Source organism: Halogeometricum sp. S3BR5-2 (assembly GCF_031624635.1).
In the GTDB taxonomy this organism is placed as follows: domain Archaea; phylum Halobacteriota; class Halobacteria; order Halobacteriales; family Haloferacaceae; genus Halogeometricum; species Halogeometricum luteum.
Window position 1 is genome coordinate 654,260 of record NZ_JAMQOQ010000001.1, and the last position, 14,796, is coordinate 669,055.

General features: G+C 67.6%; 14 protein-coding genes. 3 read left to right on the forward strand and 11 right to left on the reverse strand.

Annotated features, from left to right (window positions below; translation table 11 throughout):
- Window positions 1–75: 75 nt before the first annotated feature.
- The 5 genes from NDI79_RS03360 to NDI79_RS03380 are packed head-to-tail and all read right to left on the reverse strand — an operon-like array spanning window position 76 to window position 4,382.
- Window positions 76–537, reverse strand: coding sequence for a NuoI/complex I 23 kDa subunit family protein (locus NDI79_RS03360; protein WP_008389750.1), 462 nt, complete (start codon window positions 535–537; stop codon window positions 76–78).
- Window positions 534–1,592 carry a complex I subunit 1/NuoH family protein gene (locus NDI79_RS03365; RefSeq protein WP_310927028.1) on the reverse strand — a complete coding sequence of 353 codons (1,059 nt, stop codon included), beginning with the start codon at window positions 1,590–1,592 and terminating at the stop codon, window positions 534–536. The genes NDI79_RS03360 and NDI79_RS03365 overlap by 4 nt, the downstream gene beginning before the upstream one ends.
- Window positions 1,589–3,262, reverse strand: coding sequence for an NADH-quinone oxidoreductase subunit D (locus NDI79_RS03370; protein ID WP_310927029.1), 1,674 nt, complete (start codon window positions 3,260–3,262; stop codon window positions 1,589–1,591). Before NDI79_RS03370 ends, NDI79_RS03365 begins: the two co-directional genes overlap by 4 nt.
- Window positions 3,259–3,969 carry an NADH-quinone oxidoreductase subunit B gene (locus tag NDI79_RS03375; RefSeq protein WP_310927030.1) on the reverse strand — a complete coding sequence of 237 codons (711 nt, stop codon included), beginning with the start codon at window positions 3,967–3,969 and terminating at the stop codon, window positions 3,259–3,261. The genes NDI79_RS03370 and NDI79_RS03375 overlap by 4 nt, the downstream gene beginning before the upstream one ends.
- Window positions 3,966–4,382, reverse strand: a complete 417-nt coding sequence (locus NDI79_RS03380; protein WP_310927031.1) for an NADH-quinone oxidoreductase subunit A — start codon at window positions 4,380–4,382, stop codon at window positions 3,966–3,968. Before NDI79_RS03380 ends, NDI79_RS03375 begins: the two co-directional genes overlap by 4 nt.
- A 456-nt stretch (window positions 4,383–4,838) precedes the next feature.
- Between NDI79_RS03380 and NDI79_RS03385 the strand changes: the two genes are divergently transcribed.
- Complete coding sequence (locus tag NDI79_RS03385) at window positions 4,839–5,831, forward strand: TackOD1 domain-containing metal-binding protein (protein ID WP_310927032.1); 993 nt, start codon at window positions 4,839–4,841, stop codon at window positions 5,829–5,831.
- A gap of 19 nt (window positions 5,832–5,850) precedes the next feature.
- Here NDI79_RS03385 and purE read toward each other — a convergent pair whose 3' ends face one another.
- The 3 genes from purE to NDI79_RS03400 all read right to left on the reverse strand — a co-directional run bounded on the left by purE (window position 5,851) and on the right by NDI79_RS03400 (window position 9,619).
- Window positions 5,851–6,492 (reverse strand): 5-(carboxyamino)imidazole ribonucleotide mutase, encoded by a 642-nt coding sequence (gene purE / locus NDI79_RS03390; protein ID WP_310927033.1) that lies wholly within the window; start codon window positions 6,490–6,492, stop codon window positions 5,851–5,853.
- A gap of 7 nt (window positions 6,493–6,499) precedes the next feature.
- Window positions 6,500–7,666 (reverse strand): 5-(carboxyamino)imidazole ribonucleotide synthase, encoded by a 1,167-nt coding sequence (gene purK / locus NDI79_RS03395; RefSeq protein ID WP_310927034.1) that lies wholly within the window; start codon window positions 7,664–7,666, stop codon window positions 6,500–6,502.
- 81 nt (window positions 7,667–7,747) lie between these two features.
- Entirely contained in the window at window positions 7,748–9,619 is a 1,872-nt protein-coding gene (locus NDI79_RS03400) for a flippase activity-associated protein Agl23 (protein WP_310927035.1), read from the reverse strand.
- Window positions 9,620–9,817: 198 nt separating this feature from the next.
- On the opposite strand from NDI79_RS03400, the gene ribH reads away from it, so the two are divergent.
- Together ribH and NDI79_RS03410 are read left to right on the forward strand one after the other, a co-directional pair.
- Window positions 9,818–10,222 (forward strand): 6,7-dimethyl-8-ribityllumazine synthase, encoded by a 405-nt coding sequence (gene ribH / locus NDI79_RS03405; protein WP_310927037.1) that lies wholly within the window; start codon window positions 9,818–9,820, stop codon window positions 10,220–10,222.
- Window positions 10,219–11,367, forward strand: coding sequence for a pyridoxal phosphate-dependent aminotransferase (locus NDI79_RS03410; protein WP_310927038.1), 1,149 nt, complete (start codon window positions 10,219–10,221; stop codon window positions 11,365–11,367). The genes ribH and NDI79_RS03410 overlap by 4 nt, the downstream gene beginning before the upstream one ends.
- A gap of 40 nt (window positions 11,368–11,407) precedes the next feature.
- Here NDI79_RS03410 and NDI79_RS03415 read toward each other — a convergent pair whose 3' ends face one another.
- Genes NDI79_RS03415 through NDI79_RS03425 form a run of 3 tightly spaced genes read right to left on the reverse strand, consistent with a single transcriptional unit; the run spans window position 11,408 to window position 14,705 of the window.
- The gene (locus NDI79_RS03415; RefSeq protein ID WP_310927039.1) at window positions 11,408–12,553 is read right to left on the reverse strand and encodes an ABC transporter permease; all 1,146 of its coding nucleotides are present in this window, start codon (window positions 12,551–12,553) and stop codon (window positions 11,408–11,410) included.
- Window positions 12,550–13,260, reverse strand: coding sequence for an ABC transporter ATP-binding protein (locus tag NDI79_RS03420; protein ID WP_310927040.1), 711 nt, complete (start codon window positions 13,258–13,260; stop codon window positions 12,550–12,552). Before NDI79_RS03420 ends, NDI79_RS03415 begins: the two co-directional genes overlap by 4 nt.
- A gap of 2 nt (window positions 13,261–13,262) precedes the next feature.
- Window positions 13,263–14,705: an NEW3 domain-containing protein gene (locus NDI79_RS03425; RefSeq protein WP_310927041.1), complete on the reverse strand. Its 1,443-nt coding sequence runs from the start codon at window positions 14,703–14,705 to the stop codon at window positions 13,263–13,265.
- Window positions 14,706–14,796 lie beyond the last annotated feature (91 nt).

Consider the following 14,796-nt stretch of genomic DNA (forward strand, 5'->3'; position numbering starts at 1 on the left):
GCCGACCGCGCGAGACCGCGACCGCGAGTGCGGGTCGGCCGTCGGGCGACGGTACCGTCGAACCAGCGAGTCACCTCACTGGTAGTCGACTTCGCCGTCACCCTCCCCGATCCACGCGTCGCGGTCGGGTTCGCGGGAGTTCAGCGGGTCGATGTCCTTGTACCAGGGGACGTTCTTTAGCTGTTCTTTGTTGTAGACGAACTCGTCTTTCGTGTCCGCGGTGAACTCGAAGTTCTGCGTGAGCAGGATGGCGTCAACCGGGCAGACCTCCTCGCACAGGCGGCAGTAGATGCACTGACCGATGTGGAGGTTGTACTGTTCGCCGTTGCGCTGGTCGTCCTGAACGATCTGGATGGTGTCGTTCGGGCAGACGTTCTCGCACTGGCGGCACCAGATGCAGCGCTCCTGACTGAACTTGTGGACCCCGCGGAACCGGGGGCTGACTTCGGGCGCGACGTCCGGATACTCCACCGTGAACGTCTCGCCGTCCAGCGCGTGCTTCATCGTCGTCGCCATGGATTTGAGCAGTCCGATCATGCTATCACTCCCACGATGATGGCCGTGAGCACCAGGTTCGCGAACGAAAGGACGAGCATGCCCTTCCAACCGATGTCGAGGAACTGGTCGACGCGGAGGCGCGGAATCGCCGAACGCGCCCACTGCGTGAAGAAGTAGAACGCCCATATCTTGATCAGGAACCAGACGAACCCGGGCAGGATCGGTCCCGCCGGGCCGCCGAGGAACAGCGTCGCCGCGATGGCGCCGCCGAGGAAGATGTGGACGAACTCGCCGAGGTAGATGAGCACGAAGTACACCGAGGAGTACTCCGTCTGGTACCCGGCGACGATTTCGGTCGGCGCCTCGGGGATGTCGAACGGGTTCCGGCCGACCTCCGCGAGGTTCGCGATGACGAACAGCACGAACGCGAACGGGTTGACGAACGCGAACCACTGCGGAATCGCCACGCCGGCCACTGTCAGAAGCGGTTCGGTCTGCGCCGCGACGATTTCGCTCATCCGGAGGGAGCCGGTGAACAGCACCACCGACGCCCCCGTGACGACGAGCGGTATCTCGTAGGCGATGTTGGCCGCGATGGCGCGCAGACCGCCGAGCAGCGAGTACTTGTTGTCCGAGCCGTACCCCATCATCATGATTCCGAGCGAGGCCATGGATGCGGCCGCGAACGCGAACACGAGGCCCGTCTCGGGGTCCGCGAGGTGGATGCCGTTACCCATCGGGATGACGGCGAAACCGAGAATGGCGGAGAACGGAATGAAGAGCGGACCGAGGTCGTAGGCGGGTCTGTCGACGCCGTCGGGGATGACCAACTCCTTCGAGAGCAGTCGGACGGCGTCGACCACGATGGTGAGCAGACCGAACGGTCCGACGCGGTTGACCGAGATGCGGTCGGTGAACGCCGCCGTGATCTTCCGCTTGGCCCACGGGCCGGCGACGGCCGTCTGCAGGAGGACGATGTTGGCGATGAGGAACGCGCCGAGGAGCGCCCCCACGACCGTCCCGAGCAGGCCGGACAGCCCCAGCAGGTTCGCGATGGTGTCCGGCAGCGGCGTCGTCGACTGCAGCGGTATCATCGGTCGACCTCACCCAAGATGATGTCGAGGCTGCCGAGCGAGGCGATCATGTCCGGGATGTACTCGCCGTTGGATATCTCCGGCAGCGTCTGCAGGTTCGAGAAGCACGGGCTTCGGATCTTGAAGCGGCCGGGCTTGTCGGTGCCGTCCGCGCGGATGTAGATGCCGAGTTCGCCCTTCGCGCCCTCGACGGCGCGGTAGATTTCGGTGTCGTCCTCGGGACGCAGGGTCCGCGGGACGTTCGACTGGATGGTGCGCTCCTCCTCGGGCCAGTCCTCGAGCAGGTCGACGCACTGTTCGATGATCTTCGCGGACTCCTCGACCTCGCGCATCCGACACAGCAGGCGGCTGTAGTTGTCGCAGCCGTCGTCGGTGATGACGTCCCAGTCGAGTTCGTCGTAGTAGCCGTACGGGTCGTCGCGGCGCAGGTCGTAGTCGACGCCCGACGCGCGGGCGACGGGTCCGGTCGCGCCGTACGACTTGGCGACTTCCGTCGGCAGGACGCCCGTGTCGATTGTGCGCAGTTGGAGAATCTCGTTGCCGGAGATGAGGTCGTGGTACTCCTCCAGCGCCCCCGGCAGGTCGTCGAGGAAGTCCCGAATCTTCTCGAAGAACTCCTCGCGGGGTTCGGGGAGGTCCCAGACGACGCCTCCGAGGCGGAAGTAGTTGAACATCATCCGCTGACCCGTGAGGTCCTCGAGGATGTTCTGTATCTTCTCGCGGTCCCGCATCGCGTACATGAAGATGGCCGTGAAGTCGCCGTAGACGTCCAGCGCGAACGTCCCGACGGCCAGCATGTGCGAGCAGATGCGGCAGAGTTCCGCGCTCATCGTCCGGATGATCTGCGCGTACTCGGGCACCTCGATGTCGTTGAGGTCCTCCGCGGCGCGGGCGTACGCCCACTCGTTGAGCAGACCGGCCGAGGCGTAGTCCCAGCGGTCGGGGTACGGCATGATCTGGTGGCGGTACGTCTTGTTCTGGCACATCTGCTCCTCGCAGCGGTGGAGGTAGCCGATGTCGGGGTCCACGTCGGCGACCTGTTCGCCGTCGAGGACCGTCCGGACGTGGAGGACGCCGTGGGTCGCCGGGTGGTGGGGGCCGATGTTGAGGTACATCGTCTCCCCCTCCGAGTCCCGGTGGTCGTCCGCCAGCGGGTTCGCCCACTCCTTCAGCGTGACGACCTGCGGGCGGCGCTGGTCGAAGTCCTTCGACAGCGGGTGTCCCTGCCACGTGTCGGGCAGGAGGATGCGCCGCAGGTCCGGGTGGTCGTCGTACTCGATGCCGATGAGGTCGTACGCCTCGCGTTCGTGCCAGTCGGCCGTCCGGAAGACGGCGCTCGCCGACTGACTGCGCGGGTCGTCCTTCGCGGTGGGGACGACGACGCTCACCTCTCGTCTGCGGTCGTCGTAGCTCGTGAGGTGGTAGATGGTCTCGTAGCGGTCCTCACGCTCCTCCGCGGTCACGTTCGAGAGGTGGTCGAAGCCGGCGTCGTCGCGCAGGCGGAACAGCGTCTCCTGCACGTCGGTCGGCCGGATGACGAATCCCGGCGCGTTCACGTGGTCGTCGCGGCCGATGACGAGGTCGCCGAGCAGGTCGGCGATCTCCTCGCCCGTCGTCGGTTTCGCGGCGACGGCGTTCGACTGCTCGTCTCGTGGTTTCTCCAAACTCATGGCGAATCAGCCCAGTTGTACCGCATCACGAGGTCGTCCGTCTCTATCTCGTCGGCGAGTTTGTCGATCAGTTCGTCCTGTTCGAGGTCGCTGAACTGTTCGAGTTCGTACGGTTTGACCGTCACCGGACTCGACTCGCCCTCTGCGATGCGCTGCTGTAGTTTCGCGACGCCGTAGACGAGGGCCTCCGGGCGCGGCGGGCAACCCGGAACGTGGATGTCGACCGGGATGACCTCTTCTGCGCCCTTGATGACGTTGTACCCCTCCTGGAACGGGCCGCCCGAGATGGTGCACGAACCCATCCCGATGACGAACTTCGGCTCGGGCATCTGGTCGTACACGCGCTTCATCCGCGGCGCGAACTTCGAGACGATGGTTCCCGGCACGATGATGACGTCGGCCTGCCGCGGCGACGCCCGGGGGACCCCGGCGTGGAAGCGGTCGAGGTCGTGTTTCACCGAGTAGGTGTGCATCATCTCGATGCTGCAGCAGGCGATGCCGAACTGCAGCATGAACATCGAAGAGCCGCGAACCCAGTTCATGAAGTTGTCGAACTTCGTGAGGATGAACGGCGAGGAGCCGAACGCCTCGCGAAGCTTCGAGTTGAACCGGTTGTCCGTCCCGGATCCCGTCATCCGGGCGTCGCGGGTCTTCGTCTGTACCTGTGAGTCGTCTGTAACGAACGGTTGGTTCTGGTCGCTGCTCATGCGTCTTGTCTCTCTGTCTTCCGGCGGTTCGCCAGCGGGCTTTTGACCCACTTGACTGCGCCGTTACGCCACGCCCACACGAGACCGATGACCAGCACGCCGACGAACACTAACATCGGCAGCAGTACGGCCGTCAGACTCGCCCCTTGCTCCAGCGCGGAACGGTAGATGACCGTCCACGGGAAGATGAGGACGGTTTCGACGTCGAACACGAGGAACAGCAGCGCGACCATGTAGTATTGGATATTGAACTGGACGCGCGCCGATCCCGTGGGTACCTCACCGCTCTCGTAGGTGGCGCTCTTTCCTTGTTCCGGCACCGATGGCCGTATCATGGCTGACGTCTGCATCATCCCGATGGGGATGCCGACAGCCACGAGGGCCAACGCGCCGATTGCGATCCATGCACTCATTCCGTAATCTCCTGACGTGCCACGGTTAGAAGCGGCCCCCTATAAGCGTTGATTTGTGCGCGTCCGGCGGTTACGCCGGGTAACTATCCGGAAATCACTCGGGAAAAGAAAGTCGCCGTTTCGAGGCGAAAACCAGCGCGTGCGCTCCGTTCGCGGGCGAGAGGCTCACGGCCGATGGTGGCCGTCGACGGCGCTTCTCTTCGGGCCCCTCCCGACCCCCCACCACGCGGGTTCGGTGGTGCGCGGGCGACGAACGGTTGCGAACGGCGACTCTTCGCCCGCGAGGAGTGACAGAGAAGCGAGACACAGATAGATAGGTGACTGTATATCCGATAGCAAAAATGATTATATTACGTCGGTCACGTTGTTTATTCAGATATTTCTTCATGATTCAGACAGCGCAAATTCAACCTGCCGGAGTGCAGGAAAGAGACGGAGACGCGGAGGCGGTCTGACGTGGTCTCTCCCGGAAAACTGCGCCTCGTGTCCGAACTCGCCGAGGGGTCCAAAGACTCGTACCGACCGACGGTCGACGAGGGGAGAGACGTCACCTATCCCGCCGTCGACGAGACGCTCGTCTCGGAGGAGACGCGTCCGAAGGACGCGCTCGAATCGCTGACCGAACGGGAGATACTCGAGCGGACCTTCGAGGGGAAGGTGTACACCTGCCCGGAGTGCCGCGAGGGCGAGATGACGTACGCGACCGCCTGTCCCCGGTGTCAGTCGCTGTACATCGTCGACACCGAACTCCTCCAGTGCGGCGGGTGCGGGCGGGCCGCGCCGCCCGAGGCGTTCGAGGACGACGACGGCGAAATCGTCTGTCACGGCTGCGGTTCGACGATGGAGTCGATGGACCAACTGGAGCGAACGAGCCGGTACCGGTGTCACGACTGCGGCGAACAGCACGTGACGCCCGCCCACGCGCTCCGGTGTGAGAACGAGACGGGGCACCGCGGCGGCGGCTTCGCCTGCGACCCGCACGACGCCGTCGAACACGCGCTGTTCCGCTACCGCCTCGGGGAGAGCGGCGAACCGTGGCTCGAAACGCAGGTGCGGGCGAGGCGGACCATCGCGGAGGCGCTCGAAGACCGCGGATACGCCGTCGAGGAGGACGCGACCGTCACCACCGACGCGGGGAGCCAACACCGCCTCCACGTCTACGCGACGGACGAACTGCTGGGGAAGGGAGCCGTCGTCTCCGTCCACGAGCAACCGACCGTCGGCGACGTCGATGCCCTCGAGACCACTGCCCGGGAACTCTCCGCGCAGGCGCTTCTCGTCCCGACGCTCGGCGTCGTCGACGAGAGCGTGGTGAACCGCGCCGACGCGGCCGACGTTCGCATCGTGACCGTGACGGACGAAGGGGAGATCGAACGGGAGTACGAGGTGACGGAGAACCTCGGCGACGACCGGTCGTTCCTCGGGCGACTCACGTCCTCGCTGCGGTGACGCGGGCGCGGCGCTACGTCTACTTCTCGCGCGACTCGACGTAGCCGGCCACGCCCATGTCGTGGAGGTCCCGCGAGTCCCGCGCGACCCCGCCGGTCAGCGACTCGTGGTACTCCACGAGGCGCGTCTCCAGTTCCTCGTGCTCGCGCGCGAGCATCTGGACGGCCGACAGCGCCGCGTTGAACGACTTGCCCGCGTCGACGGCGACGATGGGCGCGCCCGTCGGCATCCCGATGACCGAGTCGACGGACTTCTCTTGGACCGGCACGCCGACGACCGGCAGGGGGTAGGCGATGGAGGCGGTCATGTTCGGCAGGTCGGCGGACTTCCCGCCCGCGCCGGCGATTATCACGTCTAACCCCCTGTCCGCCGCCGTCTCGCCGTAGGCGTACATCAACTCGGGCGTCCGGTGCGCGGAGACGACGTACGTCTCGTACGAAAAGCGCGCGTCGGGCGCCTCGGAGAAGTCGGTCTGCTCCGCGAATCCGAGTTCGTCGAGGGCCTCGTGCGCGCCGCGCATGACCTCCAAATCCGAGTCCGACCCCATGATGATGCCCACGTCGGGCGTCGTCTCGGGGTCCGCGTCGGTGTCGGCCTCCTCTCTCAACCGATCGATGAGCGATTCGACGGTCACGTCGTCCGCGTCGGTGTCGTCAGTCATTGTGGGTTCACTCGAACGTCAGTCCGTCCCGCAGGTCCTTCGCGCGCGAGAGCAACTCGTCCACGTCCGCGCCGTCGTCGCTCGCGCCGTCCTCGCCCGTCAGCGTGAGGTGGCCCATCTTCCGCAGGGGCCGCACCTCGGCTTTCCCGTACCAGTGCAGCGACGCGCCGTCGGTTCCGAGAATCGACTCCACGTTGCCGAGTTCGGCCCGTCGCGACTCCTCCACGGTGCCGAGGACGTTCGCCATCGCGGTGGGCGACCGGCGGGCGGGCGACCCGAGCGGCCACCCGAGGACGGCGCGGACGTGCTGTTCGAACTGCGAGGTGCGCGCGCCCTCGATGGTCCAGTGCCCCGAGTTGTGCGGGCGCGGCGCTATCTCGTTGACCGATATCTCTCCGCCCTCGGTCTCGAACATCTCGATGCCGTAGACGCCGCGGCCGTCGAGCACCGAGAGCACGTCGCGAGCCACCTCGTCGGCGCGCGCGAGCGTCTCGTCGTCCGTCCGCGCCGGAACGACCGTCTCGCGCAGAATCTCCTCCTCGTGTATATTCTCCCCGACGGGGAACGTCCGCACCTCGCCGTCGCCCTGCGCGGCGATGACGGAGAGTTCGCGCGCGAAGTCGACGAACGTCTCGGCCATCGCGGGGCCGCCGACGGCGTCGAGAGCGTCGTCTATCTCGCTCTCGTCGCGGACGGGGACGTTGCCGCGGCCGTCGTAGCCGCCGGTTCTGGCCTTCAGCATCACCGACCCGAACTCCTCGAGGGCGGCGCGCAGGTCCTCGGCGTCGTCGACCTTCCGGAACGGTGGAACCGGGACGCCGGCGTCTTCGAGCGCCCGCTTCTGGACGAGTTTGTCCTCGATGAGCGACAGCGTCTCGGGGGAGGGATGCACGGAGAGGCCGCGTTCCGCCGCCACCTCCTCCAGGAGGTCGGAGTCCGCGAGTTCTATCTCGAACGTCAGCGCGTCCGCCCGCGAGGCGAGTTCGCCGAACGCCTCGGGGTCGTCGAAGCCGCCGACTATCTGGTCGCGCGCGACGGGCGCGGCGGGGCAGTCGGGCGTCGGGTCGAGGACGACCACCTCGACGCCGAGGGGCGCGGCCGCCTCGGCGAGCATCCGCCCGAGTTGGCCGCCGCCGACGACGCCGAGCGTGGGACCGGGAACGGTGACAGTCACGGTCGGCCGGTTGTGGACGTCACTGCATAAGCGTTACCGATTCGAGAGGAGAATACTCACGAACGTGTATCTTCGAACCGGTCAGGACGCCGTCTCGTTCGCCGGGACGCCCGCCGCGTCGAGGGCGTCGCGGTCGATGAACACGACGACGTGCTCGCTCCGGAGGCGCCAGTCGTGTTCGTAGGCGACGTAGCCGTCGAGTTGCTCCTCGGCCTCCTCGCGGCTGAACTCGCGCGAGATGACCACCGGCGGCGCGTCGGCCAGTACCTCCTCGGCCGAGGCGTCGGGGTCGGTGCTGGAGACGTTCGCGCCGTACTTCTCGAAGTACCACGGCAGCGGAAGCCGGTCGTGCCAGTGCGTCCCGCCCGGCGGCGGCGGCGTCAGCAGTTCGGACTCGTTGGCGACCCAGAACACCTCCCTGCTCTCGTCGCCCGGCACCGGCCTGCTGAAGAACAGCACGTCGGTCCCCTCGTTCTCCGCGGCCACCGCCTCCACCTTCTGGAGGGACTCTTTCAGGTCGTTGCCGGGTTGGGCCCACTGGAGCACCTGCCGGTCCTCGTTCGACGTGGAGTTGAAGTACTCGACGTTGGCGACGGCGACGCCGCCGACGGCGGCGAGGACGACGACGGCCGCCAGACCGACGCTGACGGCGTCTTCGGCCGCCAGCGCCTCCCGGACCGACTCGACGACGAACGCGACGCCGACCGCGGCGGGTATCGCGAGGGGGAGGACGATGTGGACTGCCGCCCACGGCGCCTCGATGTCCGTGGCGATGGGGTAGCCCGCCAGCGACGCCAGCCCCCAGTAGGTGGCGAACGCGACGAGTTCGCGGTACGTGCCGCCGGACTGGAAGCCGTAGCGGTCGACGACGATGCCGATGAGCGTGAAGCCGAGGACGACGGGCGCGCCGTACACCAGCGTCTCGACGATGTCGTGGAGGTAGGGCAGGTAGGCGTGGTCCTGATGGCTGCTGCCGACCCACGTGTTCGCGAACTCCTCTAAGGCGCCGACGGAACCGGCTTCGACGACTCCGGGGAGTCGCGTCGGGTCGCCCAGCGCCTGCCAGAGGTCTGGCCGCGGCGCGTAGAAGAAGACGAAGACGGCCCAGAAGGCGACGAACGCGCCGACAGCCGTCGCGCCGACGAGGAGCCATCCCGGTCGGGACTCGGTGCCGTGACCCCGGACTCGGGCGCGGACCGCCGCGGGCCACCGGCCGAACACGACGACCCGCGCGTCGTCGCCGCGGGCGGTCGCCTGCAGGAGGCGGTGGTCGAGCAGGAGCGCTCCCGCGCCGAGGAAGCAGAGCACGTAGATGAGCGCGTTCTCCTTCGCGGTGAAGCCGAGCGCAAGGCAGGCCGCCGCCGGAATCGCGTAGCGGAGCCGTCCGGTGTCGAAGCCGCGGACGATGCACCCGAGGGCGACCAGCGAGAAGGCGGCGACGAGCACGTCGTTGCGCATGAACCGCGAGTAGTAGACGAGAAGCGGGTTCAGTGCGAGGAGGCCGGCGAAGGCGACGACTTCCGTGCGCGTGAGTCGCTCGCGGAACAGCCACGCCGCCAGGGGGAGGAGGCCGCCGACGACGGCCACCGGGAGGCGGAGGAGGAAGTCCGACGCGGGCGCGACGGTGAGCAGCCAATCGTTCACGACGGGCAGGAACGGCCCGTGGACGATGGGCCGGTAGACGTGGTAGCCGGAGTCGTGATAGCGCAGTATCCAGTAACCGACGCGGCCCTCGTCCCAGTGGAAGATGCGGCCGCCGAGCGCCACCAGGCGCATCCCGAGCGCGAGCACCGAGATGGCGAGGACGGCGAGGAGCGCGCGGTTGTGGGCGGCGGTGTCCGCGCGGGTCCGCGTCGCGTCCTGCTCCGAGCGAGCGGCGACGGAGCCGTCCGTCGCGGACTCCGACGAGGACGCGGGGGCGGACGACCCCGACGCGGCGTCGTTCGAACTCATTACGACTCCCAACCGCCCCCGTGGTTAGAATGGTTACGGTCTCTCATACGGTCGTTTCACTTACTCGTTCGCCCGTTCGGCGCGGTCGGCGAACGGGCCGGCCGGTCGACCGGCCGACGCACCGCGGCCGAGACGCGCGGACCGGGCCGAGTCGCGCGTGTCGGTAGTTCTTTTATCGGAGGGTGGAACCCAAGCGGTATGGTTACACTGGGATTCGTGGTGGCCGAGTTCAACGCCTCGGTCACCGACGGGATGGCGGACGCCGCCCGCGACGCCGCGGCCGAACGCGGCGCCGACGTGGCGGACGTCCTCCGGGTACCGGGCGTCTACGACTCGCCGCTGGCCGCGGACCGACTCGCCCGACGGGACGACGTCGACGCCGTCGTCGTCGTCGGCGCCATCGTCTCCGGCGACACCGCGCACGACCGGGTCATCGGCGACGCGACGGCGCAGGCGCTGACGGACGTGAGCCTCGACCGGGACAAACCGGTAACGTTCGGCGTCAGCGGGCCGGGACAGAGCGGCGCCGAGGCGAGAGAGCGCGTCGGGAAAGGTGCGGAAGCGGTAAACGCGGCGGTCGATATGGTGGAGGTGCTAGCATGAGCTTCGACTTCGCAGCCCGCGTTCAGCGGGTCGAACCGAGCGCGACGCTCGCCATCAGCAACAAGGCGGGCGAACTGGAAGAACAGGGGGTCGACGTCGTCGACCTCTCGGTCGGCGAACCCGACTTCCCGACGCCGCAGAACGTCGTCGACGCCGGACAGGAGGCGATGGACGCCGGCCACACCGGCTACACCTCCTCGAACGGCATCCGCGAGCTCCGCGAGGCCATCGCGGAGAAACTGCGGACGGACGGCATCGACGCCGACGCCGACGAGGTCATCGTCACGCCCGGCGGCAAGCAGGCGCTGTTCGAGACGTTCCAGACCCTCGTCGACGACGGCGACGAAGTCGTCCTCCTCGACCCCGCGTGGGTGTCCTACGAGGCGATGGCGAAACTCTCGAACGGCTCCTTGAACCGCGTCGACCTCGCGCCGTACGACTTCCAACTCGAACCCGCCTTGGAGGACCTCTCGGAGGCCGTCTCCGACGACACCGAACTGCTCGTCGTCAACTCGCCGTCGAACCCGACCGGCGCGGTGTACTCCGACGCGGCCCTCGAAGGCGTCCGCGACCTGGCGGTCGAACACGACATCACCGTCATCTCCGACGAGATATACAAGGAGATAACGTACGACGCCGACCTCACCAGCCTCGCTTCGATGGAGGGAATGGCCGAGCGGACCGTGACGATAAACGGCTTCTCGAAGGCGTACTCGATGACCGGGTGGCGCCTCGGCTACCTCCACGCGCCCGAGGACCTCGTCTCGCAGGCGGCGAAGCTCCACTCCCACTCGGTGTCGTGCGCCGTGAACTTCGTCCAGCACGCGGGCGTCGAGGCCATCACGAACACCGACGAAGCCGTCACGGAGATGCGCGACGCGTTCCGCGAGCGCCGCGACATGCTCGCGGACCTGTTCGCCGAACACGACGTCGAGGTGCCCGTCGGCGACGGAGCGTTCTACATGATGCTGCCCGTCGACGACGACGACACCTCGTGGTGCGAACGCGCCATCGAGGAGGCCCACGTCGCCACCGTCCCCGGGTCGGCGTTCGGGTCGCCCGGCTACGCCCGCATCTCCTACGCCGCGAGCGAGGAGCGACTGCGCGAGGCCGTCGACCGCCTCGCGGAACACGACCTCATCTGAGGGTCACCGGACCACGAACGAATTTTTTCGACGCCGAACCCTACTTCCTGAGCGACTCCACGGGCCGCTCGGAGGCCGCCTTCCACGCCGGGTAGAGTCCGCTCAGGACGCTCGTGACGATACCGAACACGACGGCCAGTCCGATGTACATCAGGTTCACCGGCGCGAACGTCAGGAGGGGGTCCGACAGCACCACCTGATTGAGGACGAGGCCGGCGATGACGGAGAGGACGGCGCCGAGGAACCCGCCGACGAAGCCGAGCAGTCCCGCCTCCGCGAGTATCATCTTCACCACGTCGAGCTTCTGGACGCCGACGGCGCGGAGCACGCCGATCTCCTGTCTGCGCTCGATGGTGCTCATCAGCATCACGTTCAGGATGGCCACGCCCGCGACGACGAGGGAGATGGAGCCGATACCGATGAGGAAGGCGTTGAGGATGCCGAAGAACTGGTTGATGCCCTCGGTGATGCTGCCCAACTCGAAGATGGTCACCTTCTCCTCGCGGTCGTTCAGTTCCTCGCGGACGGCGACGGCCGTCTCGTTGGCCGCCGTTCCGGACGGCGAGCGGACGACCACCTGCGAGTACCCCGACTCGTCGAACGATTCGAGGGGGACGATGACGGCGCCGTTGGGGTTCAGAAGCGAGATGCCGTCCTGCTCCTCGAGGATGCCGACGACGCGGTAGGACTCGTTGTCGAGGGTGATGCGGTTGCCCACCTGAAGCTCCAGACGCTCGGCCAGCGACGACCCGACGAGCGCTCCCTGCCGGAGACGTTCGGGCGCCTGCCCCTCCGACGCCTCGTACAGCACGCCGGGGTTCTCGATGCCGTACACCGTCGCTATCGTCCGGTCGTCCCCCCTCGTCAGCGTCGCGGTCTCCTGACGAATCGGCACCACCTCCCCCTCGTCGGTGACGCGCCTGATGTCGGCCACGTCGCGGTCTGTGAGCCGCTCGAACCCCTCCTCGGCGTTCGGCGATATCTGTATCTCGTTGCCGATGCCGCCGAGTTCCGCGGTCGCCCCCGTCCGCAGCGTCGTCCCGAACATGCCGAGCGAGGCGATGGCGAGGACGCCGATGATGATGCCGAGCGCCGCCAATCCCGAGCGGAGGCGGTTCCGCGAGAGGTTCCGCCGCGCCATGAGGAGCGCGGGCACCTGCCGGTACAGCCTGTCGAGGGCGCTCACGTACCGAACTCCTCCTCCAGTTCGTCCGGTCGGCTCTCCTCGGTCAGCACGCCGTCGACGAGGTTGACCACCCGGTCGGCGTACTGCCGGAGTTGGTCGTCGTGCGTGACGGCGATGACGGCGACGTCCTCCTCGGTCTTCAGTTCGGTGAACAGTTCGAGCACGTCCCGCCCCGTCTTCCGGTCCAAGTTACCGGTCGGTTCGTCCGCGAGCAGGATGCGCGGTTCGTTGATGAGCGCACGGGCGATGGCGACGCGCTGTTTCTGCCCGCCCGAGAGCTGGTCGGGTCGGTGTTCGACCCGCTGACCGAGGCCGACCCGTCCGAGCAATCGCTCGCCCCTGTCGCGGGCGGTCGGGTCGCGACCGAACAGCGTCGGCACCTCCACGTTCTCGATGGCCGACAGCGTCGGGATGAGAAAGAAGTCCTGGAAGATGAACCCGATGGCGTCCTTGCGCTGAGTCGTCATCTCCTCGTCCGTGAGGTCGGTCACGTCGCGGCCGTCGAGGCGGACGACGCCCTCCGTGGGCACGTCGAGGAGGCCGAGCACGTTCAGCATCGTGGACTTCCCGCTTCCGGAGGGGCCCATGATGGCGACGAACTCGCCCGGTTCGGCCGCGAAGTTCACGTCCTTCAGCGCCTCGACCGTCTCGGAACCGCTCTCGTAGCGCTTCCAGACGCCGTCGAGTTCGATGATTGGCGTCGACATCGTCACCGCCGGAGGTACGCGTACCCGCCGACGCCGACGATGACGAGGAGCGCCACCACGGCGAGGGCGACGAGCGGAATCATCGGGAGGCCGCCGCCGTCGTCCTCTTCGGGGGATTGGGCGTTCAGGTCGCTCACGTCGAGTTCGGTCCGGGTCGTCCGCTCCGCGCCGTTCGCCAGGTACGTCACCTCGATGGGCACCGTCTCCGTCCCCGGGTCGACTTCGGCGTAGAGGTCGAACGAGGAGAAGTCGCTCGCCGGGATGCTCCCGACGAAGTACTCGGGGTTGGGGCGGGCGGGCGTCACGTTCTCCGTGCGGACGACGCGGACGACGACGCTGTCCACGTCGCCGAGTCCGACGTTGCTGGCCGTCCCGGAGACGTGGAGTCTCCCCTCCTCCGTCTCGTAGTCGAGGCCGGTGAGTTCGATGCGGCCGGGGTTGGCCGAGTAGTTCAGGCGCGTCGTCGCCTCGCCGGTTCGTCCGCCGGTCTCGTAGCGGACGCGGACGTCCATCGGTCCCGACTCGACGTTCGAGACGTTGACGCGGGCCGTCCGCGTCTCGTCGGGGGCGACGTCGGCCACGGGGCGGCGGAACAGCACGCTCCCGTCGCGGGCGAGTTCGACGACGGCGTCTTCGAGGGGGGCGTTCCCGAGGTTGGAGACGTCGACGGCCACGTCGGGGTCGGCCCCGTCGCCGACGACGCTCGCGTCGAGTTGGACGCTCTCGCGGAGCGGGTCGGCCTCCAGCGTCACCGACTCGGTGACGGTCCGCGCGCTTCCGGAGGTCGTGGTGTACTGCACCCGCGCCTCCAGTCGAGTCGTCCGCGACCGCGGCGTCACGGAGAAGTTGAACGTCTGCGACCGGTTGGCGGGCAGCGTCGCCAGGACGCGCGTGTCGTCTCTGATACCGGCGTCGCCGGAGAGGGAGACGCGAACGTTCCGGACGGCGGCGTCCTCCCCGTTGGCGGCCGTCACCTGCACCGTCCCCTCCGTACCGACGACGGCGTCCTCGGCGGAGATACCGACCTGCGGGCCGCCCTCGCGGACGGTGACGACGACGGGGTACTGCAGGCGGACCACCTCGTCGCTCGGGTTCCGCCCGACGACGTAGACGCGGAGTTCGCGCGTGCCGGGCGAGTCGAACGACGCCGTCAGGGGGACGGTGACGTCGGACCCCGGCGGGAGCGTCCCGATGTCCTCGACGCGGGCGACGTCGTCCGTCGACCCGCGCTGTCGGACGTAGACGTCCGTTATCTCGAACCCGCCGCCGCTCTGCTGGCTGTTTTGAATCGTCGTCCGGACGGTGAACTGTTCGCCGGGCGCCGGTTGCTCGGGCGACACCGTGGCGTTCGCGATGAACGCCGTCGTCGTCTGGGCGTCGGCGAGACCGACCCCGGCGAGCGACGACAGCACCACGAGGAGGGCGAAGACGGCTGCTCGGCTCATGTAATCTGGATAAAGAGAACGACGGGGGAGGTAAAAAACTGCCGCGAGGAGCGTCCCGCCGTCCGGTGATATCGGGCGTGACAGCGAACCG

What these genes read in the sequence shown, in the direction of transcription:
- NDI79_RS03360 (WP_008389750.1), bottom strand. Translation starts at nt 537, where the DNA reads ATGATCGGACTGCTCAAATCCATGGCGACGACGATGAAGCACGCGCTG.
- NDI79_RS03365 (WP_310927028.1), bottom strand. Translation starts at nt 1,592, where the DNA reads ATGATACCGCTGCAGTCGACGACGCCGCTGCCGGACACCATCGCGAAC.
- NDI79_RS03370 (WP_310927029.1), bottom strand. Translation starts at nt 3,262, where the DNA reads ATGAGTTTGGAGAAACCACGAGACGAGCAGTCGAACGCCGTCGCCGCG.
- NDI79_RS03375 (WP_310927030.1), bottom strand. Translation starts at nt 3,969, where the DNA reads ATGAGCAGCGACCAGAACCAACCGTTCGTTACAGACGACTCACAGGTA.
- NDI79_RS03380 (WP_310927031.1), bottom strand. Translation starts at nt 4,382, where the DNA reads ATGAGTGCATGGATCGCAATCGGCGCGTTGGCCCTCGTGGCTGTCGGC.
- purE (WP_310927033.1), bottom strand. Translation starts at nt 6,492, where the DNA reads ATGACTGACGACACCGACGCGGACGACGTGACCGTCGAATCGCTCATC.
- NDI79_RS03400 (WP_310927035.1), bottom strand. Translation starts at nt 9,619, where the DNA reads ATGAGTTCGAACGACGCCGCGTCGGGGTCGTCCGCCCCCGCGTCCTCG.
- ribH (WP_310927037.1), top strand. Translation starts at nt 9,818, where the DNA reads ATGGTTACACTGGGATTCGTGGTGGCCGAGTTCAACGCCTCGGTCACC.
- NDI79_RS03410 (WP_310927038.1), top strand. Translation starts at nt 10,219, where the DNA reads ATGAGCTTCGACTTCGCAGCCCGCGTTCAGCGGGTCGAACCGAGCGCG.
- NDI79_RS03420 (WP_310927040.1), bottom strand. Translation starts at nt 13,260, where the DNA reads ATGTCGACGCCAATCATCGAACTCGACGGCGTCTGGAAGCGCTACGAG.
- NDI79_RS03425 (WP_310927041.1), bottom strand. Translation starts at nt 14,705, where the DNA reads ATGAGCCGAGCAGCCGTCTTCGCCCTCCTCGTGGTGCTGTCGTCGCTC.